The 20,364-nt window shown below is 62.3% G+C and carries 21 protein-coding genes; 11 read left to right on the top strand and 10 right to left on the bottom strand.

Annotated elements, in window-relative coordinates; translation table 11 throughout:
* Positions 1 to 7 precede the first annotated feature (7 nt).
* From FX984_RS29380 to FX984_RS29370, 3 genes are read right to left on the bottom strand one after another with little or no spacing between them, the layout of a single operon-like run.
* Complete coding sequence (locus FX984_RS29380) at positions 8 to 280, bottom strand: oxidative damage protection protein (RefSeq protein WP_027605083.1); 273 nt, start codon at positions 278 to 280, stop codon at positions 8 to 10.
* A complete protein-coding gene (mutY, locus tag FX984_RS29375; RefSeq protein ID WP_027605082.1) occupies positions 277 to 1,344 on the bottom strand; it encodes an A/G-specific adenine glycosylase in 1,068 nt (355 codons plus the stop codon). The genes FX984_RS29380 and mutY overlap by 4 nt, the downstream gene beginning before the upstream one ends.
* On the bottom strand, positions 1,341 to 3,551 hold the full coding sequence (locus FX984_RS29370) for an AsmA family protein (RefSeq protein WP_146476814.1): 2,211 nt from the start codon (positions 3,549 to 3,551) through the stop codon (positions 1,341 to 1,343). Before FX984_RS29370 ends, mutY begins: the two co-directional genes overlap by 4 nt.
* 325 nt (positions 3,552 to 3,876) lie before the next feature.
* Here FX984_RS29370 and FX984_RS29365 point away from each other — a divergent pair, with 325 nt between their 5' ends.
* From FX984_RS29365 to FX984_RS29335, 7 genes are all read left to right on the top strand, one after another.
* Positions 3,877 to 5,538 carry an OFA family MFS transporter gene (locus tag FX984_RS29365; RefSeq protein ID WP_027605080.1) on the top strand — a complete coding sequence of 554 codons (1,662 nt, stop codon included), beginning with the start codon at positions 3,877 to 3,879 and terminating at the stop codon, positions 5,536 to 5,538.
* Between the two features lie 168 nt (positions 5,539 to 5,706).
* Positions 5,707 to 6,300, top strand: a complete 594-nt coding sequence (gene hisB, locus FX984_RS29360) for an imidazoleglycerol-phosphate dehydratase HisB (RefSeq protein WP_017849940.1) — start codon at positions 5,707 to 5,709, stop codon at positions 6,298 to 6,300.
* On the top strand, positions 6,300 to 6,938 hold the full coding sequence (gene hisH, locus FX984_RS29355; protein WP_027605079.1) for an imidazole glycerol phosphate synthase subunit HisH: 639 nt from the start codon (positions 6,300 to 6,302) through the stop codon (positions 6,936 to 6,938). Before hisB ends, hisH begins: the two co-directional genes overlap by 1 nt.
* Positions 6,939 to 7,196 (top strand): DUF2164 domain-containing protein, encoded by a 258-nt coding sequence (locus FX984_RS29350; RefSeq protein ID WP_027605078.1) that lies wholly within the window; start codon positions 6,939 to 6,941, stop codon positions 7,194 to 7,196.
* A gap of 39 nt (positions 7,197 to 7,235) precedes the next feature.
* On the top strand, positions 7,236 to 7,973 hold the full coding sequence (gene hisA / locus FX984_RS29345; protein WP_027605077.1) for a 1-(5-phosphoribosyl)-5-[(5-phosphoribosylamino)methylideneamino]imidazole-4-carboxamide isomerase: 738 nt from the start codon (positions 7,236 to 7,238) through the stop codon (positions 7,971 to 7,973).
* Positions 7,974 to 7,982: 9 nt separating this feature from the next.
* A complete protein-coding gene (gene hisF, locus FX984_RS29340) occupies positions 7,983 to 8,753 on the top strand; it encodes an imidazole glycerol phosphate synthase subunit HisF (RefSeq protein ID WP_146476815.1) in 771 nt (256 codons plus the stop codon).
* A gap of 66 nt (positions 8,754 to 8,819) precedes the next feature.
* A complete protein-coding gene (locus tag FX984_RS29335; protein WP_027605076.1) occupies positions 8,820 to 9,575 on the top strand; it encodes a substrate-binding periplasmic protein in 756 nt (251 codons plus the stop codon).
* Here FX984_RS29335 and FX984_RS29330 read toward each other — a convergent pair.
* The 4 genes from FX984_RS29330 to gpmI form a co-directional block, all read right to left on the bottom strand.
* Positions 9,566 to 10,345: a divergent polysaccharide deacetylase family protein gene (locus tag FX984_RS29330; RefSeq protein ID WP_098480537.1), complete on the bottom strand. Its 780-nt coding sequence runs from the start codon at positions 10,343 to 10,345 to the stop codon at positions 9,566 to 9,568. The two genes, FX984_RS29335 and FX984_RS29330, sit on opposite strands and share 10 nt — an antisense overlap.
* A 1-nt stretch (position 10,346) precedes the next feature.
* On the bottom strand, positions 10,347 to 11,663 hold the full coding sequence (locus FX984_RS29325) for a S41 family peptidase (protein ID WP_027605074.1): 1,317 nt from the start codon (positions 11,661 to 11,663) through the stop codon (positions 10,347 to 10,349).
* A gap of 30 nt (positions 11,664 to 11,693) precedes the next feature.
* Positions 11,694 to 12,989, bottom strand: a complete 1,296-nt coding sequence (locus FX984_RS29320; protein WP_146476816.1) for a murein hydrolase activator EnvC family protein — start codon at positions 12,987 to 12,989, stop codon at positions 11,694 to 11,696.
* Between the two features lie 246 nt (positions 12,990 to 13,235).
* Complete coding sequence (gene gpmI / locus FX984_RS29315; RefSeq protein WP_146476817.1) at positions 13,236 to 14,762, bottom strand: 2,3-bisphosphoglycerate-independent phosphoglycerate mutase; 1,527 nt, start codon at positions 14,760 to 14,762, stop codon at positions 13,236 to 13,238.
* Positions 14,763 to 14,913: 151 nt separating this feature from the next.
* Here gpmI and FX984_RS29310 point away from each other — a divergent pair, with 151 nt between their 5' ends.
* The 3 genes from FX984_RS29310 to secB are packed head-to-tail and all read left to right on the top strand — an operon-like array spanning position 14,914 to position 16,105.
* Positions 14,914 to 15,327, top strand: coding sequence for a rhodanese-like domain-containing protein (locus tag FX984_RS29310; protein ID WP_027605071.1), 414 nt, complete (start codon positions 14,914 to 14,916; stop codon positions 15,325 to 15,327).
* 1 nt (position 15,328) lies between these two features.
* The gene (grxC, locus tag FX984_RS29305) at positions 15,329 to 15,583 is read left to right on the top strand and encodes a glutaredoxin 3 (RefSeq protein WP_010213876.1); all 255 of its coding nucleotides are present in this window, start codon (positions 15,329 to 15,331) and stop codon (positions 15,581 to 15,583) included.
* A 42-nt stretch (positions 15,584 to 15,625) separates the two neighbouring features.
* A complete protein-coding gene (gene secB / locus FX984_RS29300; protein ID WP_014716520.1) occupies positions 15,626 to 16,105 on the top strand; it encodes a protein-export chaperone SecB in 480 nt (159 codons plus the stop codon).
* Between the two features lie 126 nt (positions 16,106 to 16,231).
* Here the strand turns inward: secB and FX984_RS29295 are convergent, their stop codons facing one another.
* A complete protein-coding gene (locus tag FX984_RS29295) occupies positions 16,232 to 16,687 on the bottom strand; it encodes a tRNA (cytidine(34)-2'-O)-methyltransferase (RefSeq protein WP_046070509.1) in 456 nt (151 codons plus the stop codon).
* Between FX984_RS29295 and FX984_RS29290 the strand changes: the two genes are divergently transcribed.
* The gene (locus FX984_RS29290) at positions 16,686 to 17,126 is read left to right on the top strand and encodes a hypothetical protein (protein ID WP_092358719.1); all 441 of its coding nucleotides are present in this window, start codon (positions 16,686 to 16,688) and stop codon (positions 17,124 to 17,126) included. The genes FX984_RS29295 and FX984_RS29290 overlap by 2 nt on opposite strands.
* 529 nt (positions 17,127 to 17,655) lie before the next feature.
* Here FX984_RS29290 and ntrC read toward each other — a convergent pair.
* Both ntrC and glnL read right to left on the bottom strand, forming a co-directional pair.
* The gene (gene ntrC / locus FX984_RS29280; protein WP_027605069.1) at positions 17,656 to 19,092 is read right to left on the bottom strand and encodes a nitrogen regulation protein NR(I); all 1,437 of its coding nucleotides are present in this window, start codon (positions 19,090 to 19,092) and stop codon (positions 17,656 to 17,658) included.
* Positions 19,089 to 20,174 (bottom strand): nitrogen regulation protein NR(II), encoded by a 1,086-nt coding sequence (glnL, locus tag FX984_RS29275; RefSeq protein ID WP_024072896.1) that lies wholly within the window; start codon positions 20,172 to 20,174, stop codon positions 19,089 to 19,091. The genes ntrC and glnL overlap by 4 nt, the downstream gene beginning before the upstream one ends.
* Between the last annotated feature and the right edge of the window lie 190 nt (positions 20,175 to 20,364).

Genomic DNA, 20,364 nt, shown 5'->3' with positions numbered 1-20,364 from the left:
TGATCAATTATTGAGCAGGCGGCACGTAGCCGTCAGCCTTGGCGTAATCCTCGCCGGAAAAGAACTTGTCCATTTCGCCTGACAGGTATTTACGGTCTTCGGCGTTCATCATGTTCAGGCGTTTTTCATTGATCAGCAGCGTCTGGTGTTTCAGCCAGTCGCCCCATGCCTGGGCGGAGATATGATCGAAAATGTCCTGGCCCTTCGCACCTGGGTACGGAGGGCGTTCCAGGCCTGGCAATTCTTCGTTGTACTTGCGGCACATTACGGTGCGGGTCATGACGACTCTCCTGCGTTCAATACATCGGCCGCGCGTTTCAGCAGTTTCTTTACCGGGGCGGCAAGGCCCAGGCGCGGCGGGGTGGCGAGGTTATACCAGAGCCAGTCGGCCTCGGCCACGTGATGGGCGGATTCCTCGACCTGGACCAGCCAGGGTTCGATGGCCAGTTGGAAGTGGCTGAAGGTGTGGATCAGCCCCGGCAGTGCCTGATGCTTGCCCAGTTCGAGTGCGTGCTGGTTGGCCAGGTGTTCGAGGTCTTGCAGGTCGTCCAGTTCGGGCAGGCTCCACAAGCCGCCCCACAGGCCGGTGGAAGGGCGACGGTAAAGCAGGATAGCGCCTTCGGCATTGGCCAGCATCGGCATCAGCGTGCGCTTCTGCGGGATGCTCTTGCGCGGCTTGGGGATCGGGTAGCGTGTCTCCAGGCCGAGCAGGTGGGCTTCGCAGCCTTTTTCCAGCGGGCACAGCAGGCAACTGGGCTTGCTGCGGGTGCAGAGGGTGGCGCCCATGTCCATCATCGCCTGGGTGTAGGCGTTGACACGGTCATGGGGTGTGAAGCGCTCCGCGGTGGCCCACAGCTGCTTGGCCACCTTGGGCTCGCCGGGGTAGCCCTCTTGTGCGGTGAAGCGCGCCAGCACGCGTTTGACGTTGCCGTCGAGGATCGGCGCGCGCAGGCCCATGCTCAGGCTGGCAATCGCGCCGGCGGTGGACAGGCCGATACCGGGCAACTCGGTGAGTTTTTCCACATCCCTGGGAAACTCGCCGCCGTACTCGGCCACGATGATTTTCGCGGTCTTTTGCAGGTTGCGCGCCCGAGTGTAATAACCCAGGCCGGTCCACAGGTGCAGCACTTCGTCTTCCGGCGCGGCGGCCAGGGCTTCGACCGTTGGCAGGGAGGCCATGAAGCGGTCGAAGTAATTGAGCACCGTGCTGACCTGGGTCTGCTGCAGCATGATCTCCGAAACCCACACCCGGTAAGGCGTGATGCCCTGCTGCCAGGGCAGGTCATGGCGGCCGTGGCGGTCGTACCAGTCCAGCACCGCCGTTGAAAACTGCTCGTTTTTCATCGTTTGAACAGGCCTTTCAAAGCATCTTTGAGCTGCGGATTGACCTTGTCGAGCTTCTCTTCCAGCTTCTCGCTGAGCTTGTTGCCGGCCGCCTTGATCGCGACCTGGCTCAGGCCGTCCTTGTCCAGGCGGCAGGCCTTGGCGCCGAGCTCCAGCGGGCCACGGCAGCGCAGCGGCACTTCGATGCCCTGGAAGTTGGCGCCGACTTCGCAGGCCGGGTCCGGTACTTCGCGCTGGTCGCCTTCGACGATGATGCCGACGCGGTAATCCATGCCCAGTACGCGCAGGTCGACGTCACCGTTGCCATTGACCGCCAGCCCGGGGATGCGCACTTTCAGGTCGGGGTTGTTGGCGACGCCGTTACGGAAGGTCAGGTTGCCCTTCAACTCCTGGAACGGTGTGTCCTTGCCGCGTTGTTCGCCGCTCAAGGTCTTGCGGTTGAGCAGGGCGATACCGGTGCACAGTTGCTGCTCGAGGTTGGCGTTGAGCAGCACGCCGTTGTTGATCACAAAGCTGGCGGTACCGTTGAGGCTGTCGATCAGGGCTTTCTGGCTGTTGCCGCGGCCGCTGAGGTTGCTGTCGAGGGTGACCTGGCCTTTCACCGGCGGCGTTTGCCCCTGGGCCTGCAGGATGCGTTCGACCGGCACCTGCCTGATCCGGCTTTGCAGGGCCAGCAGCGGAATGTCCTGGCGCACGTCCAGGCTGCCATTGGCCTGGAAGGTGCCGTTGTAGAGCCCGCCGCTCAGGGTCTCGAGCTTGAGTTGGCCGTCGACGCCGGACGCTTTCAGCACGGCATTCTGGATCGGCAATTTACTCAGGGTCAGTTGGCCGAAGGCGAGGTCGGCATTCACATCCAGCTTGCGCAGGTGGGCCAATGGCAGCAGTTTGTCCGTGCTCCAGGCGCCTTTGGTCGGTGCTTCCGGCAGTGGCGTGGTGCCCCCGGCCGCCATGGCGCCGGCTTCGCTGTTCTGCACTTCGGCCTGGCGGGCGGCGGTCGCGCCCTTGGCGGATTCGGACTTGGCCGGCAGGTAGTTGTCGGCGTTGAAGGTATCGCCCTTGAGCTGCACGCGCAGCGCCTGCTTGGCAAAGTCGTCCACGGCGACGCGACCGGTAAAGGTGCTGCCATCGAGTTTCAGGTTCAGGTCTTCCAGCGCCAGGCTGGTCGGCGTGCCCTTGAGGCGGCTGACCAGCTCGACCTTGCTCAGGCTGCCCTCGGCCATGGGCGGCAGCGGGTTGCCGACGCTGTCGAGGAACTTGGCCAGGTCAAACTGGGCGATGGACAGCGCGCCGCTGAGCTGCGGGGTCTTGTCCAGGTCGTTGACCTTCAGCTCGCCCAGGGCGCGCAACTGGTTGGCCGCGAGCTTCAGGTTGGTCCATTCGGCGATATTGGCCGCCTGGTCCACCAGTAGCTGGCCCTGGGTGGAGAAGGTCACGGTCTTGCCTTGCAGCGGCTCGCCAGTGGCTTCGCCGGTGACTTTCATGTCTTCGAACTGGTAGCGCTTGAGCGCGCGCTCGATACGCAGGTTGCCGTTGAGCTCGGTCTTGACGCGCATCACCGGCTGGTTGCTGCCGAAGAAGGCGGTGAGTTTCACCGGGATACTCGCACCTTCGTGCACGGCGCCGGTGCTCAGCTGGATACTTTCGGCGCTGAATTGCTTGCCGGTCTGTTCATCGTTGTATTCGACGCGGGCGTTGTTGACCGTCAGGCTGTCGATATCCAGGCGGATCGGCTTGGACGGTTTTTCTGCTTCGGGCTCGGCAGGCGCTTGCGCTGGCGCGGGGGTTCCGGCAGTTGCCACCGGCGCGTTCTTGCCGATGTCTTCCCAGTTGCCATGGCCCTGCTTGTCGCGGTTGAGGCGCAGGTTCAGGCCTTCGACCCGCACATCGCTCATCTGCACCTCGCGACGCAGCAGCGGCAGGACGCGCACCGACAGGCCAAGCATTTGCAGGTCGGCGAAGGGTTGGGTCGGCGTGGTCAGGGTCGCCACGCTGGCTTCGTGCAGTTCAAGGCCGAGCCAGGGGAACAGGCTCCAGCCGATATCGCCATTGAGCGTCAGCTCGATGTGGGCCTTGTCGCGGGCAATCTGGCGAATCTCGTCTTTATAGTCGTTGGGATCGAAGAGATGGGTCAGGGCAAAGCCCAGAGCCACAATGATCAGCAACAGCCCGAGAAGTACCAGACCCAGGATTTTGCCGAACGCTTTCATGGGCGAGTCCTTGTATGTCGATTTCAAAATTTAGCCGCAGAGTATAACGCCCGACGGCCTGCGTCAGGTCACCGATCGTTACATTGTATCCATAGGGGTGAAAACGGGTTTTTGACGCCAATAAAACCGAAAAATCGCAAAAAGATGATGTCATTTTGGTTTTTCTGTCACTCGCTAATGCTAATCTTCAGCCGTTCGTTCGCCTTCTGCGACTTATCGTCGCGCCAAAATGGAGCTTCACTCTACAAAAACGGCCACGCTTTGCGTGCAAGGCCGAGGGAGAGAGCGCCTGACGAACGCATACTAATAACTGGGGGATACATCAATGAGCAGCAGCACTGTGGCGGGCACTACCGCCCCACAGCCTGCGTTCCTGTCCAAGGAGCGCATTATCGCCAAGCCCGGCTTCAACCGCTGGCTGGTTCCACCGGCCGCCCTGGCCATCCACCTGTGCATCGGCATGGCCTACGGCTTCTCGGTGTTCTGGTTGCCGTTGTCCAAGGCGCTGGGTATCACCAAGCCTGTCGCCTGTGCACCGGACATGAGCTTTATCGCCCAGGTCTTCTCATCCCAATGCGACTGGCCCATCTCCATGCTGGGCTGGATCTACACCCTGTTCTTCATCTTCCTGGGCTGCTCGGCAGCGATCTGGGGTGGCTGGCTGGAACATGCCGGGCCGCGCAAGGCCGGTGTTGTATCGGCGTTGTGCTGGTGCGGCGGCCTGCTGATCTCGGCGCTGGGTATCTATACCCACCAGATCTGGCTGATGTGGATCGGCTCCGGGGTCATTGGCGGTATCGGCCTGGGCCTGGGCTATATCTCGCCCGTATCGACCCTGATCAAGTGGTTCCCGGACAAGCGCGGCATGGCCACCGGCATGGCGATCATGGGCTTCGGCGGCGGCGCAATGGTGGGCGCCCCGCTGGCTGCTGCGCTGATGGGGCACTTTGCTTCGCCGACCAGCGTAGGCGTATGGCAGAGTTTCCTGGTCATGGCTGCGATCTACTTCGTGTTCATGATCGGCGGCGCGCTGTCCTACCGCGTTCCACCCACTGGCTGGAAGCCTGAGGGCTGGACCGCACCGGCGAAAAAAGCCAGTAACGCGATGATCACCCACCGTCACGTGCACGTGAATGTGGCGTGGAAAACCCCGCAATTCCGTCTGGTATGGCTGGTGCTGTGCCTGAACGTGTCGGCCGGTATCGGCATCCTCGGCATGGCTTCGCCGCTGCTGCAGGAAGTGTTCGGTGGCAAGCTGCTGGGTGTCGATGTGCCGTTTGGCCAACTGGACGCCGGGCAATTGGCGTCGATTGCCGCCATCGCTGCGGGCTTCACCGGCCTGCTGAGCCTGTTCAACATCGGTGGTCGGTTCTTCTGGGCGTCGTTCTCCGACTACCTGGGGCGTAAAAACACCTACTTTGTGTTCTTCGCCCTGGGCTTTGCCCTGTATGCGCTGATCCCGAACCTGGGGCACCTGGGCAACGTGGCGCTGTTCGTGGCGGCGTTCTGCATCATCCTGTCGATGTACGGCGGTGGCTTTGCGACGGTCCCGGCCTACCTGGCCGACCTGTTCGGTACCCAGATGGTCGGCGCGATCCACGGTCGCCTGCTGACCGCCTGGGCAGCGGCGGGCGTGCTGGGCCCGGTGCTGGTGAACTACCTGCGTGAGTATCAACTGAGCATCGGCGTTGAACGCGCTGCAGCCTATGACATCACCTTGTACATCCTCGCCGGCCTGCTGGTGCTGGGCTTTATCTGCAACATGCTGGTCCGCCCGGTGGCCGACAAGTACTTCATGACCGACGCGGAACTGGCCGCCGAGCAGGCGCTGGGCCATGACAAGGGTGCCGATGCCAGCACTTCCCTGGAGTGGAAAGCGGCGCCCGGCACCGTGCCGTTGGCGATCGCGGCCTGGCTGGTGGTGGGTATTCCGTTGGCGTGGGGTGTGTGGGTGACCCTGCAGAAGACGGCGGTACTGTTCCACTAAGTTGAATACAAGCGGGCGCACCATCCTGGAGCGCCCGCTTGTGTATACATGTCTATCCCGACATTCCCCGCCTCAACTCGTCAGTCTTATCCCCTTCGATGTTTCTGTTTAGCGCCCGCGCCCCTATAATGGCTGCCTTTTTCGCCCAATGATTTTGCGGAGCTGGTGATGGCCGAACGTAAGGCGTCCGTCGAGCGCGACACTCTGGAAACCCAGATCAAAGCCTCGATCAACCTGGATGGCACCGGAAAGGCCCGATTTGATATCGGTGTACCTTTTCTTGAGCACATGCTGGACCAGATCGCCCGTCACGGGCTGATCGACCTGGATATCGTCAGCAAGGGCGACCTGCATATCGACGACCACCACACGGTGGAAGACGTAGGCATCACCCTCGGCCAGGCGTTTGCCAAGGCCATCGGCGACAAAAAAGGCATCCGTCGCTACGGTCACGCCTATGTCCCGCTGGACGAAGCGCTGTCGCGTGTGGTCATCGACTTCTCCGGCCGCCCAGGCCTGCAGATGCACGTGCCATACACCCGCGCCACCGTGGGCGGCTTCGACGTCGACCTGTTCCAGGAATTCTTCCAGGGCTTCGTCAACCACGCACTTGTCAGCCTGCACATCGACAACCTGCGCGGCACCAACACCCACCACCAGATCGAAACCGTGTTCAAGGCTTTCGGCCGCGCGCTGCGCATGGCCGTGGAGCTGGATGAGCGCATGGCCGGGCAGATGCCCTCGACCAAGGGCGTCTTGTAATGCAGACGGTCGCGGTTATCGATTACGGCATGGGCAACCTGCATTCGGTGGCCAAGGCCCTCGAACACGTAGGGGCCGGCAAGGTGCTGATCACCAGCGATGCCAGCGTGATTCGCGAAGCCGACCGCGTGGTGTTCCCCGGTGTGGGGGCGATCCGCGATTGCATGGCGGAGATCCGTCGCCTGGGCTTTGACAGCCTGGTGCGCGAAGTCAGCCAGGATCGTCCGTTCCTCGGCATCTGCGTGGGCATGCAAGCCTTGCTCGATCGCAGTGAAGAGAACGACGGCGTCGACTGCATCGGCCTGTTCCCCGGCCAGGTGAAGTTCTTCGGCAAGGACCTGCACGAAGACGGCGCCCACCTGAAAGTCCCGCACATGGGCTGGAACGAAGTCAGCCAGGCGGTGGATCACCCGCTGTGGCACGACATCCCGGACATGGCGCGCTTCTACTTCGTGCACAGCTACTACATCGCCGCCGGTAAACCGCGCCAGGTGGTGGGTGGTGGGCACTACGGCGTCGAATTCGCCGCAGCGTTGGCCGAAGGTTCGCGTTTTGCCGTGCAGTTCCACCCGGAGAAGAGCCATACCCATGGCCTGCAATTGCTGCAGAACTTCGCCGCCTGGGATGGGCGCTGGTAAATGGCCAGGAAGCCGAAGCTGCCGATCTTGACCCTCACGCCGGAGCAGGAAAGTGAGGCTACCCTCAAGATCAAGCGCTTCATGGAAGACCGCTTCGAGCTCAAGCTGGGCTCGTTCGAGGTCGCCGAGATTCTTGAGCTGTTCACCACCGAAGTGGCTCCGCACTATTACAACAGGGCGATTTTCGATACGCAGACGCTCCTTAAAGAAAGGTTCGAAAGCATCGAAAGCGACCTGTGGTCGCTTGAGAAACCCTGATTTCCCAAGCATTGCTGAATATCGAATAAGGTTTGCCAGATGCTGATTATCCCCGCTATCGATCTCAAGGACGGCGCCTGCGTCCGTCTGCGCCAAGGCCGTATGGAAGATTCCACCGTGTTCTCCGATGATCCGGTGAGCATGGCTGCCAAATGGGTGGAAGGGGGCTGCCGGCGTCTGCATCTGGTGGACTTGAACGGCGCCTTCGAAGGCCAGCCGGTCAACGGCGAGGTGGTCACCGCGATCGCCAGGCGCTACCCGAACCTGCCGATCCAGATCGGCGGCGGTATCCGCTCCCTGGAAACCATCGAGCATTACGTCAAGGCTGGCGTGAGCTACGTGATCATCGGCACCAAGGCCGTGAAAGACCCGGCCTTCGTCGCCGAAGCCTGCCGCGCGTTCCCGGGCAAGGTGATCGTGGGCCTGGACGCCAAGGATGGTTTCGTCGCCACCGACGGCTGGGCTGAAATCAGCACCGTGCAAGTCATCGACCTGGCCAGGCAGTTCGAAGCCGACGGCGTGTCCGCCATCGTTTATACCGACATCGCCAAAGACGGCATGATGCAGGGCTGCAACGTGCCGTTCACCGCGGCGCTGGCGGCGGCGACGAAGATTCCGGTGATCGCTTCCGGCGGCATTCACAACCTGGGTGACATCAAGTCGCTGCTGGACGCCAAGGCGCCAGGGATCATCGGCGCCATCACCGGCCGCGCGATCTACGAAGGTACCCTGGACGTCGCCGAAGCCCAGGCTTACTGCGATGCCTACAACGGCTGAGGACTGACCATGGCGCTGGCCAAACGCATCATCCCTTGCCTGGACGTCGACAACGGTCGCGTGGTCAAGGGCGTCAAGTTCGAGAACATCCGTGACGCCGGCGACCCGGTGGAAATCGCCCGTCGCTACGATGAGCAGGGTGCCGACGAGATCACCTTTCTCGACATCACCGCCAGCGTCGACGGCCGCGACACCACGCTGCATACCGTCGAGCGCATGGCCAGCCAGGTGTTTATCCCGCTGACCGTGGGCGGTGGCGTGCGCACCGTGCAGGACATCCGCAACCTGCTCAATGCCGGTGCGGACAAGGTCTCGATCAACACGGCTGCGGTGTTCAACCCGGAGTTCGTCGGCGAAGCCGCGCAGCACTTCGGCTCGCAATGCATCGTGGTCGCCATCGACGCCAAGAAAGTCTCCGGCCCGGGCGAAACCCCGCGCTGGGAGATCTTCACCCATGGCGGTCGCAAGCCGACCGGCCTGGGCGCGGTGGAGTGGGCGATGAAGATGGAAGGCCTGGGCGCCGGGGAAATCCTGCTGACCAGCATGGACCAGGACGGCATGAAGAACGGCTTCGACCTGGGCGTGACCCGCGCCATCAGCGATGCGCTGGGTATTCCGGTGATCGCCTCCGGCGGTGTCGGTAACCTGCAACACCTGGCTGACGGCGTGATCGAAGGCCATGCCAGCGCGGTGCTGGCGGCGAGTATTTTTCACTTTGGCGAATACACCGTTCCCGAGGCCAAGGCCTACATGGCGGCGCGCGGTATCGTGGTTCGCTAAACGTTGCTGGACACCATGGCAGGCGCGCGGCACTCTCTGCGCTTGCCATGGATTCCGGTAGCCTTCATGTTCAAGACCCTGCTGCTTGCCCTCGCCAGCGCCTCCATCTTCATGGTGAGTGCGGCCCACGCCGAAGAGCCGTCCGACGCCTCCCTGGTGTTGCTGACGGAAAATTTCCCGCCCTACAACATGGCCAAGAACGGCAAGAACTTCGCCCGGGACGAGAACATCGAAGGCATCGCCGTGGACATCGTGCGCGAAACCTTCAAGCGTGCCGGCATTTCCTACAATCTCACCCTGCGTTTTCCCTGGGAGCGAATCTACAAGCTCGCCCTGGAGAAACCCGGCTATGGCGTGTTTGTGATGGCGCGCCTGCCGGATCGTGAAGCGCTGTTCAAGTGGGTCGGCCCCATCGGTCCGGACGACTGGGTGCTGCTGGCCAAGGCCGACAGCAAGATCCAGCTCGACGACCTGGAGCACGCGCGCCGCTACAGGATCGGCGCCTATAAAGGCGATGCCATCGCCGAGACCCTGGAGAAGCAGGGCCTTAACCCGGTGGTGGTGTTGCGTGACCAGGACAACGCGCAAAAGCTCGTGGATGGCCAGATCGACCTGTGGGCCACCGGCGACCCGGCCGGACGTTACCTGGCGCGCCAGGTCGGTGTGACCGGGCTCAAGACTGTGCTGCGGTTCAACAGTGCCCAGTTGTACCTGGCGCTGAACAAGGATGTGCCGGATGAGACGGTGGCCAGGCTGCAGGCAGCGTTGGATCAGTTGCGCTCTGAAGGGCGGGTGGAACAGATCATGGCGGACTATTTGTAGCGGTAGACGCCGTTCTTGCCGTGCCCCGCCATGGCTTGATTGCTGCGCACACTGATCATCAGCTTGATATCAATCCACTCGATACCCTGGGCCTGGAGCTTGGGCAATTCGCGCTCGAGCACCGCCAGCGTCTGCGGATAGGGGTGGCCGATCATCACCGCCGAACCCTGTTTATGCGCCAGCTTGATCGCGGTTTGCAGCTGCGTGGCAATCGCCGCTTCGGTGCGCTCATCATCGAGGAATACATCCCGCGAGACATGGGCCAGGCCGATCTTCTGCGCCTCGGCGGCGGCCACGGTCTGTGCGCTGGTGCGGCTGTCGACGAAGAATTTGTTGCGCCGCTGCAGTTCCGCCATCAGCCAGGCCATGGCGGCCGGCTGGGCGGTCATGCGACTGCCCATATGGTTATTGATGCCGGCGGTGTAGGGCACGGCCTTGAAGGCGGCGTCCAGGCGTTGGCCAAGTTCTTCGAGGGAGAGTTCAGGGTGCCAGGCGAACGGGCCGGTGGCGGGGTCCATGGGCATGTGCAGGATCACGATCTTGCCGGCCTTGTGCGCTTCGCGGGCGAATTCGGCGGCGTGGGGCGTGTCGGGCATGATCGCCGTGGTCACTGGCCCAGGCAGGGCCAGCACGCGACGATCCCGGGGCAGGTTTTGCCCCAGGTCGTCGATGATAAGGGTCAGGTAGGCTTTGTGGGATTCGCCGACAGGGGTCGCTTGGGCGACCCCTGCCAGGCTGCACAGCACAGCGATGATCAGGGCAACACGCATATCAACGGCTGCGCGTAATGCTCAGGCCCTTGAGCAGGCTCAGCGCCTGGGCCAACTGGTAGTCATCGTCCTGCGGCATCGGCTTGGCTTTCTTGCTGCTGCCGGTTGGCTGGTCGGCACCGCCGTTGCCATTGCCCAGGTGACCTTGCAGGTCGGCTTCCTTGTAGTACTCGCTGTCGATTTCGTTGGTGATCTTGGCCTTGCGCACTTCGATGTCCGGCACGATGCCCTGGGCCTGGATCGAGCGGCCGTTCGGCGTGTAGTACAGCGCGGTGGTGATCTTCAGGGCGCGATCGTTGTTCAGCGGCAGCACGGTTTGTACCGAGCCTTTGCCGAAGCTGGTGGTGCCCATCAGCACGCCGCGCTTCTGGTCTTGCAGGGCGCCGGCGACGATTTCCGAGGCCGAGGCGCTGCCGCCGTTGATCAGCACGGCCAATGGCACGTTCTCGCTGAGGTCGTTGCCGGTGGCCGAGAAGCGCAGCTCGGAGTTGGCGATACGGCCCTTGGTGTAGACGATCAGGCCCTTGGTGATGAAGTGGTCGACCACTTCCACCGCCGACTGCAGCACGCCGCCCGGGTTGTTGCGCAGGTCGAGCACGATGCCGCTGAGTTTCTTGCCGTTGTCCTTGCGCAGCTTGGCCAGGGCCTTGGCCACTTCGTCGCCGGTCTTGACCTGGAACTGGGTGATGCGGATGTAACCGTAGCCCGACTCCAGCAGCTGGCTCTTCACGCTCTTGACCACGATGGTCGCGCGGGTGAGCGTCACGTCAAACGGGTTGCCGCCGTCGCGCACCAGGGTCAGGGTGATTTTCTGGCCGATCTTGCCGCGCATCTTGTCGACGGCTTCGGTCATGGTCTGGCCGCGGGTCGGCTGGCCGTTGATCTTGACGATAAAGTCACCGGCCTGGATGCCGGCCTTGGACGCCGGGGTGTCATCGATGGGCGAGACCACCTTGATATTGCCGTCTTCGGCGCCGACTTCAATGCCCAGGCCGCCGAATTCACCGCTGGTGCTTTCCTGCAGCTCGGCAAAATCTTCCGGACCCAGGTAGGCGGAGTGCGGATCAAGGTTGCTGAGCATGCCCTTGATGGCATTCTCCAGCAGGGTCTTGTCGTCTACAGGTTCGACATAGGCGGCCTTGATCCGGTCCATGACCTCGGCAAAGGTGCGCAGCTCGTCCAGCGGCAATGGCGCCTTGGTGGTCGCGGCCGTGGCGGCGGGTGCAGCCGGGGCGGCCTGGTCGGCAAAAGCCAGAGGCGCGCCGATGACCAGGGCGATCGTCAGGGCCAGCGAAGTGAGGCGGGACAAATGCAGCATGTCGAACGAACTCCTAATGTAGATGCGACCCTATCCTTGGGACCGGCACCATTGTGCGGGATCGCTCGGGCGACCCTGCTGACGAATAGCGAAGTACAGCGCCGGGGTGTCCTGGCCACCACTGTTACCGACAGTGGAGATGGATTCACCGGCTTTTACAACATCACCTGCCGACTTGAGTAACGTCTGATTGTGGCCATAAAGGCTTAAATAGCCATTACCGTGGTCGAGAATCACCAGCAAGCCGGCGCCCCGCAGCCAATCGGCAAACACCACGCGCCCGCCATGTACGGCGTGGACCTGGCTGCCGGCAGAGGCGCTGATCATCACCCCATCCCACTTGGCGCGGGTATCGTCGCCTCGGGTTTCCCCAAAGCGTGCCAGTAGTCGACCATCAACCGGCCATGGAAGTTTGCCGCGGGCTGAAGCAAAAGGCCCGCCGAACGACTCGCCGGCACTGGAAACCAGCGGGCCAGGGGCGGCATGTGCCGGTTTACGCGGTGCGGGGGCATCGCTGGTGGCTGCCAGTTCGGCCTCACGCTGGCGCTTTTTTTCCGCTTCCTGCTGGGCGATCAGCGCTTTCTGTCGCGCTTCTTCGGCCTCGCGTGCCTGGCGTGCCAGGGTTTCTTCGATGGTCTTGAGCACTTTGGCCAGGTCGGCCTGGTCCTGCTCGCGGGCCTGCAGCTTGGCGTCGCGCGCCTTCACGTCGTCATTGAGCTTGGCCAGGGCCAGCTGGCGCTCCTTGCGGACCTTGTCCAGCTCGTCGCGCTGGGCGTTGAGGCTGGCTTTCTGGTCCTCCAGCTGCGACTGCTGGTTGGCGATTTCCTGTTCGACGTTGGCCAACTGGCGCAGGGTCTCGTTGAAGCTTTTCAATTGCTCCAGGCGGGCCTTGCTCAGGTAGTCGTAGTAGGTCAGGGTGCGCGCGAATTTCTCCGGGTTCTGCTGGTTGAGCAGCAGCTTGAGGTATTCCTGGCGGCCGCTCTGGTAGGCGGCGCGGGCCTGGATCGCGATCAAGCGTTGCTGTTCAACGCGTGCGCTCTGGAGTTTTTTTTTCTCAGCGTCGAGTCGCTCCAGTTCCGACTCGCTCTTCTTTAGTTCTTTTTGCAGCTCCTGGACCTGCTTCTCCAGCTTGCCCATTTCGGTTTCCGTGCCGCGCAGGTCTTTCTGCACCCCGGATTTTTCTTCCTGGAGCTTGCCGAGCAGTTTTTTCAGCTCGGTAATGTCCTGACGCGTAGCGTCCAACTGTTGTTGAGTTTGTGCGCGCTCGTCGGCAAACGCCGATTGGAGCAGGCAGACAAGAGCGAGGGTAATCAAGGCGCGAAGCATAGAGGCGGGCGACACCAGGGAAAGGGACGGCCTAGTATGCCCGCCAAGCGCTGCAAAAAAAACGCCCAATTCGGCCTGGAAGGCAAGATAGGTGCCGAGCGGCGGTGGTATGGCAAAAAGATATCTACCAAACACCGGAGATCCAATGTGGGAGGGGCTTGCCCTCGATTGCGGTGTGTCAGCTGAATAGGTGTTGGCTGACCCATTGCTATCGGGGGCAAGCCCCCTCCCACACTGTTGTTTAGATCAGACCAGGATTGAGGTGCCAGTCATCTCTTTGGGCTTCTCCAACCCCATCAGCATCAGCATGGTCGGCGCCACATCCGCCAGTACGCCGCCATCGCGTACTTTGAAGTTGCGCTTGCCGACGTAGATGAACGGCACCGGCTCGGTCGTGTGAGCCGTGTGAGCCTGGCCGGTGGTTTCGTCGGACATCTGCTCGCAGTTGCCGTGGTCGGCGGTGATCAGCGCTTCGCCGCCGACTTTTTCCAGGGCCTCGACAATGCGGCCGACGCACAGGTCCAGGCATTCCACGGCCTTGGTCGCAGCTTCCAGGTTGCCGCTGTGGCCGACCATGTCACCGTTGGCGTAGTTGACCACGATCACGTCGTAACGCTGGTGGTCGATGGCGTCGACGATCTTGTCGGTGACTTCCGGCGCGCTCATTTCCGGCTGCAGGTCGTAGGTGGCGACTTTCGGCGAAGGGATCAGGATGCGTTCTTCGCCTGGGAACGGTTCTTCACGGCCGCCGGAGAAGAAGAAGGTGACGTGGGCGTATTTCTCGGTTTCGGCAATACGCAGCTGGGTCTTGCCGTTCTTCGCCAGGTAGTCGCCCAGCACGTTGTCCAGGCTGCCGGCAGCAAACGCTGCGGGGGCCGGGATGCTGGCGGCGTATTGGGTCAGGCCGACGTATTGGACTTTTGGCTGGCGCGCCCGCTCGAATTCCTTGAAACCGTCTTCGACAAACACACGGCTCAGCTCGCGGGCACGGTCGGCGCGGAAGTTCATGAACACCACGGCGTCGCCGTCTTCGACCTTGACCGGCTCGCCGAGGGTGGTGGCCTTGACGAATTCATCGCTCTCGCCGCGGGCGTAGGCGGCTTCCAGGCCTTCCTGGGCGGTGGCGGCGTGGAATTCGGCCTGGCCGTCGACGATCAGGTTGTAGGCCTGGGACACGCGGTCCCAACGGTTGTCGCGGTCCATGGCGAAGTAGCGCCCCACCAGGCTGGCGATGCGTCCCTTGCCCAGGGCGGCGAAGGTGGCGTCCAGCAGCTCGATTGAGGATTGCGCGCTTTTTGGCGGGGTGTCGCGACCATCGAGGAAGGCGTGCAGGTAGATCTTGTCGGCGCCGCGCTTGAAGGCCAGTTCGGCCATCGCCACCAGATGGTCCTGGTGACTGTGTACGCCGCCGTCGGACAGCAGGCCCATGAAGTGCACGGCTTTGCCGGCGGCCACGGCTTTATCTACCGCTGCGCAGAGGGTCGGGTTCTCGAAGAACTCGCCATCGCGGATCGATTTGGTCACGCGAGTGAAGTCCTGATAGACCACTCGTCCGGCGCCGAGGTTCATGTGGCCGACTTCCGAGTTGCCCATCTGGCCGTCCGGCAGGCCCACGTCCATGCCCGAGCCGGAGATCAGGCCGTTGGGCACCGTCGCGGTCAGGCGGTCGAGTACGGGCTTCTTGGCCGCGTACACCGCGTTGTCGTGGTGGCTTTCACTGTGTCCGAAGCCATCGAGAATTATCAGGACCAAAGGTTTAGGCGTAGTAGTCATAGATCCTCTCGCGGCGGTAATAAAGGAAGGCAATTGAAAAGGGAGTGGCAGTTTAAAGCGAAGTTCCGACCACGTCACCGCCTTACGGGGGTTGGCCCCCCCTGACGGCTGTGTATACTTACCGCCATTTTAACGCCCTGGAACCTCCTTGATGGTTGATCACCTGATTGCATTTGCCACTGCCCACTATCTGCTCGTGGGTGCCTTCGTCATCCTGCTGGCGCTGCTGATCGCTCACGAATTGAGCCGTGGTGGCCGCAGCCTGAGCACGTCGGAGCTGACCGCGCTGGTCAACAAGGATGAGGCCATTGTGGTGGATATCCGCCCAGTCAAGGATTTCGCCGCCGGCCACATCGTCGGTGCCCTGAACATTCCTCAGGACAAGCTGATCGCGCGCCTGGCCGAGCTGGAAAAGCACAAGGCCAAGACCATCATCCTGGTCGACGCCCAGGGCCAGCACGCCGGTACCCACGCCCGCGAAATGCTCAAGAGCGGTTTCACCGCCGCCAAGCTGTCCGGTGGCATCAGCAGCTGGCGCGCCGATAACCTGCCGCTGGTGAAGTGATATGAGCCAGGTCGTCGTATATTCCAGCGATTGGTGCCCTTACTGCATGCGGGCCAAGGCCCTGCTGGAGAAAAAGGGCGTTGCCTTCGAAGAGATCAAGGTCGATGGCAAACCCCAGGTGCGTGCCGAAATGGCCCAGAAGGCGGGGCGCACGTCAGTGCCGCAGATCTGGATCGGCGCCAAACACATCGGTGGTTGCGACGACCTGTTTGCCCTGGAGCGCGCCGGTAAACTCGATGCGCTGCTGCTCGTCTGACTCCTAACCCCTAAAAGACCCCAAGATCAAGAAGGATCTGCGATGACTGACCAACAGAACACCGAAGCAGCAGAAGCCCAAGGCCCACAATTTTCGCTGCAGCGTATCTATGTGCGTGACTTGTCGTTCGAAGCGCCTAAAAGCCCGGCTATCTTCCGCCAGGAATGGACCCCAAGCGTTGCCCTGGACCTGAACACCCGTCAAAAGGCACTGGAAGGCGATTTCCACGAAGTCGTGCTGACCTTGTCGGTCACCGTCAAGAATGGCGAAGAAGTGGCCTTCATCGCTGAAGTGCAACAGGCCGGTATCTTCCTGATCCAGGGCCTGGACGAAGCGTCCATGAGCCACACCCTGGGTGCGTTCTGCCCGAACATCCTGTTCCCGTATGCCCGCGAGACCCTGGACAGCCTGGTCACCCGTGGTTCGTTCCCGGCGTTGATGCTGGCTCCAGTGAACTTCGATGCTCTGTACGCCCAAGAGCTGCAGCGCATGCAACAGGAAGGCGCGCCGACGGTTCAGTAATCTCGAACCCGACGCAGAACCCAATGTGGGAGGGAGCTTGCTCCCGATGGCGGTGGATCAGTCACGTAGATGTCGACTGACACTCCGCCATCGGGGGCAAGCCCCCTCCCACATTTGTTATGTGTGTTACTTGAAGCCGAGTTGGCGCCAGCCTTCGTAGACGGCCACGGCGACGGTGTTCGACAGGTTCAGGCTGCGGCAGCCTTCGCGCATCGGCAGGCGCAGGCGATGCCCGTCCGGCAGGGCGTCGAGTACGTCGGCCGGCAGGCCGCGGCTTTCCGGGCCGAACAGGAAAGCGTCGCCTTCGGCGAAGCTGGCATCATGGAACGGTCGCGAACCCTTGGTGGTGAACGCGAACAGCCGTGGGTGGCCCAGGCTTTCCAGGCAGCTGGCCAGGTCGGCATGGCGCTGGAGGGTGGCGTACTCGTGGTAGTCCAGGCCGGCACGGCGCAGGCGTTTGTCGTCCATGTCGAAGCCCAGGGGCTCGATCAAATGCAGGTGGCAGCCACTGTTGGCGCACAGCCTGATAACGTTGCCGGTATTCGGCGGAATTTCTGGTTGAAAAAGGATGACGTGAAACATGCACGGCTCCGAAGGCAAAGATGCGCTGCATTCTACCCCTGAAGAAGACCCAAGGCCGAAGCTAATGCCGAGGGTCATGGGCTCATTGGCGATTGTCGGCCTGATGGTGGGCCTGATGATCGGTCGCCTGACCACCCCTGACCCGGTCGAGTTGCAGCAGATAGAGACGGCGGCGGACGGTGTGGTGGTGTGGTTCAACCGCGAACCCAAGCTGCACGGCGAGCACATTGACGGCACCGTGGCGCTGTTGTTCGATGCACAAGGCAAAGCCGCCAGTGGGCAGCTCAAGGTCAACGACAAGGATGTGAACTGGCGCGTGCGCAAGACCGATGCGGGCTTGCTGCTGAACCTGGTGGCGGCTCGGCCGTTGCGCGGGGAGTGGAAGGGCGAGGAGGTGGATGACCGCTGGCGGCTGGAGATCCATCTCCAAGAGCAATAAAAGAGGGAGTTCCCGGCCTGCCTGTACCAGGGCTCCCAAAACGGGGTGAAGCCAGAGGCTTCGGTGTTAAAGAGGGAATCCCCGGCCTGCCTGTACCGAGGTTCCCGAAAGCGGTGTGGAGCGCGACGCGGTTCGCATCAAGCACCCCGGGTGTAAAGAGGGGATTCTCGGCCTGCCTGTACCAAGGTCCCCGAAACTGGGTTGTACTGGGGTTATTGCAGGGCGCGTGCCAGAGTGGCTGAGTTGTGCCAAAAAATTTCTCCAGAAAGCGCAAAGCCCCGGAATACGGGGCTTTGGTGTTTTCGGGGTTCAGTATTTTCTTAACAAAACGCATGTTTCGGGCTTGGAACGTGTGCGCGATGCTAGAACAGGGTGCATTGAAGCGGTGCACGGTTCTGAGTCCGTGTGGGGGGCCAAATGTGAGAGGGGGCTTGCTCCCGATGGCGGAGTGTCAGTCGATATCTATCTGACTGATCCACCGCCATCGGGAGCAAGCCCCCTCTCACATTTGGCCTCGGTAGATTGGAGATCAGGCGTCGTCGCCCTCATCGTCATCCCCACCATCGACCTTCATGCCCAACTCCTTGATCTTGCGCGTCAGGGTATTGCGACCCCAACCCAGCAACACGGCGGCATCGCGACGGCGGCCGGCGGTGTGCTTGAGGGCGGTTTCGATCATGATCCGCTCGAAGGCCGGCACGGCGCTGTCCAGCAGGTTCGACTGGCCGCGTGCCAGGGCCTGGTCGGCCCATTGGCGCAGCGCCTGTTCCCAGTTGGTCACCGGGGCCGAATCCTGCGGCAGGCTCAGCAGTTCCGGCGGCAGGTCGCCGATATGCACTTCGCGGCCGGACGCCATCACGGTGATCCAGCGGCAGGTGTTCTCCAGCTGGCGCACGTTGCCGGGCCACGGCAGGTTCTTCAGGTATTCCTCGGTCTCGCTTTTCAGCAGCTTCGGCTCGACGGCCAGCTCCTGGGCGGCGCGGCTGAGGAAGTGGCGGGCGAGGGTCGGGATATCTTCGCGGCGGTCCGACATCCGTGGGATGTGGATGCGGATCACGTTGAGACGGTGGAACAAGTCTTCACGGAACTTGCCGGCGTGCACCAGGGTTTCCAGGTTCTGGTGAGTCGCGGCGATGATGCGCACATCGACCTTGACCGGTGTGTGCCCGCCCACGCGGTAGAACTCGCCGTCCGCCAGTACGCGCAGCAGGCGGGTCTGGGTGTCGGCCGGCATGTCGCCGATTTCATCGAGGAACAGCGTGCCGCCGTCCGCCTGTTCGAAGCGGCCGCGACGCAGGTTGGCTGCGCCGGTGAATGCGCCTTTCTCATGGCCGAACAGCTCGGACTCCATCAGATCCTTGGGGATCGCCGCCATGTTCAGCGCGATAAACGGCGAGGCCGCCCGCGGGCTGTGGCGGTGCAGGGCGTGGGCCACCAACTCTTTACCGGTACCCGACTCGCCGTTGATCAGCACGGTGATGTTGGAATGGCTCAAGCGCCCGATGGCGCGAAACACTTCCTGCATCGCCGGCGCTTCACCGATGATTTCCGGGGTGCGGGTCAGGGTCGGCGGAGCTTCCTGGTTCTGCTGTTCCTGGGCGTGCTGGTTGGCGCGCTTGACCAGCGCCACGGCCTCGTCCACGTCAAACGGCTTGGGCAGGTACTCGAAGGCGCCGCCCTGATAGGACGCGACAGCGCTGTCCAGGTCCGAGTGCGCCGTCATGATGATCACCGGCAGGCGCGGGTGCTGCTCGCGAATCCGCGCCAGCAGGTCCAGGCCACTGGCGCCGGGCATGCGGATGTCGGAGATGATCACGTCGGGCTGCTGGCGCGCCAGGCGGCTCATCACCCCGTCGGCGCTGTCGAAGCTCTGGGTGGTCATGCCTTCCTGTTGCAAGGCTTTCTCGAGGACCCAGCGGATAGAACGGTCGTCATCGACGATCCACACAGTTTCACTACGGCTCATGTCGATGGGGCTCCTTGTTCCAGAGGCAGAAAGATCGAGAATGTGGTGTGGCCGGGATGGCTCTCACATTCGATCAGACCCTGGTGCTGGCTGATGATGTTCTGGGTAATGGCCAGGCCCAGCCCGGTACCGTCCGGGCGGCCGCTGACCATGGGAAAGAAGATGGTTTCCTGAAGTTCCGCAGGAATGCCCGGGCCGTTGTCGATGATCTCGACCTTGGTCACCAGGCGATGGCGCACGTGGCCGATGGTGAACTGGCGCAGGGCGCGGGTGCGCAGGCTGATGCGGCCAAGGCGCAGCTCGTTCTGGCTGCTGATGGCCTGCATGGCGTTGCGCACGATGTTGAGCACCGCCTGGATCATCTGCTCGCGGTCGATCAACACGTCGGGAATGCTTGGGTCGTAGTCGCGCACCAGGGTGATGCAGCCCTGGCTTTCGGCTTCTACCAACTGACAGACGCGCTCCAGAACTTCGTGCACGTTGGTCATCGCCAGCGACGGCAGCTTGTTGGAGCCGAGCATGCGGTCCACCAGGTTACGCAGGCGGTCGGCCTCTTCGATGATGACGTTGGTGTAGTCCTTGAGGTGCTCGTCCGGCAGTTCACGGGCCAGCAGCTGCGCCGCGCCGCGAATGCCGCCCAGCGGGTTCTTGATCTCATGGGCCAGGCCGCGCACCAGCATCTTGCTGGTCTCCTGCTTGGACAGCTGGGCTTCTTCCTTGGTGATGCGCAACAGGCGGTCGCGGGGGTGCACTTCGAGCAGCAGCAGCGTGGCGCCGTTGCTCAGGATCGGGGTCACGGCGTAGTCGACGGTCAGCGTCTGGCCGGTGAGTGCCGTGAGCATCGCTTCACGCTTGGTGAACGGGTGTGCCTGCTCCACTGCCTGGCGCAACGAACTCAAGGCTTCGGCCGACTCGGTGAACAATTCGCTGATGAACTGCCCATGGCTGCGCTGACCGCTGATGGCCAGGAGCATCTCTGCCGCCGGGTTCATGTACTCAAGGCGCAGGTCGTCATTGAGCAGGATGGTCGCGGTGGTCAGGTTGTCGAGTAGCAAACGGTGCAGTGCATCGCTGATGGTCATCGGGACCTCTTTTGGAGCAAGGCGCGGGCTTGAGGCACACGCTGATACAAGGAAAATGCAAAAACCAAACCAAGGCTCCGAAAAGAAGCGTGAATCCCCTGAAATAAGGGATTAAGGCGCGAAACTGTGGCGTTCTGCCAGCCCGCTCGGGAAGTTTCGAACCAAAATGGTGTGAGTCAGTGGGAAGGGT

Origin of the sequence: Pseudomonas marginalis (assembly GCF_008692035.1) — a bacterium.
Classification (GTDB): domain Bacteria; phylum Pseudomonadota; class Gammaproteobacteria; order Pseudomonadales; family Pseudomonadaceae; genus Aquipseudomonas; species Aquipseudomonas marginalis.
This window is presented reverse-complemented; position numbering and strand designations above follow the sequence as displayed.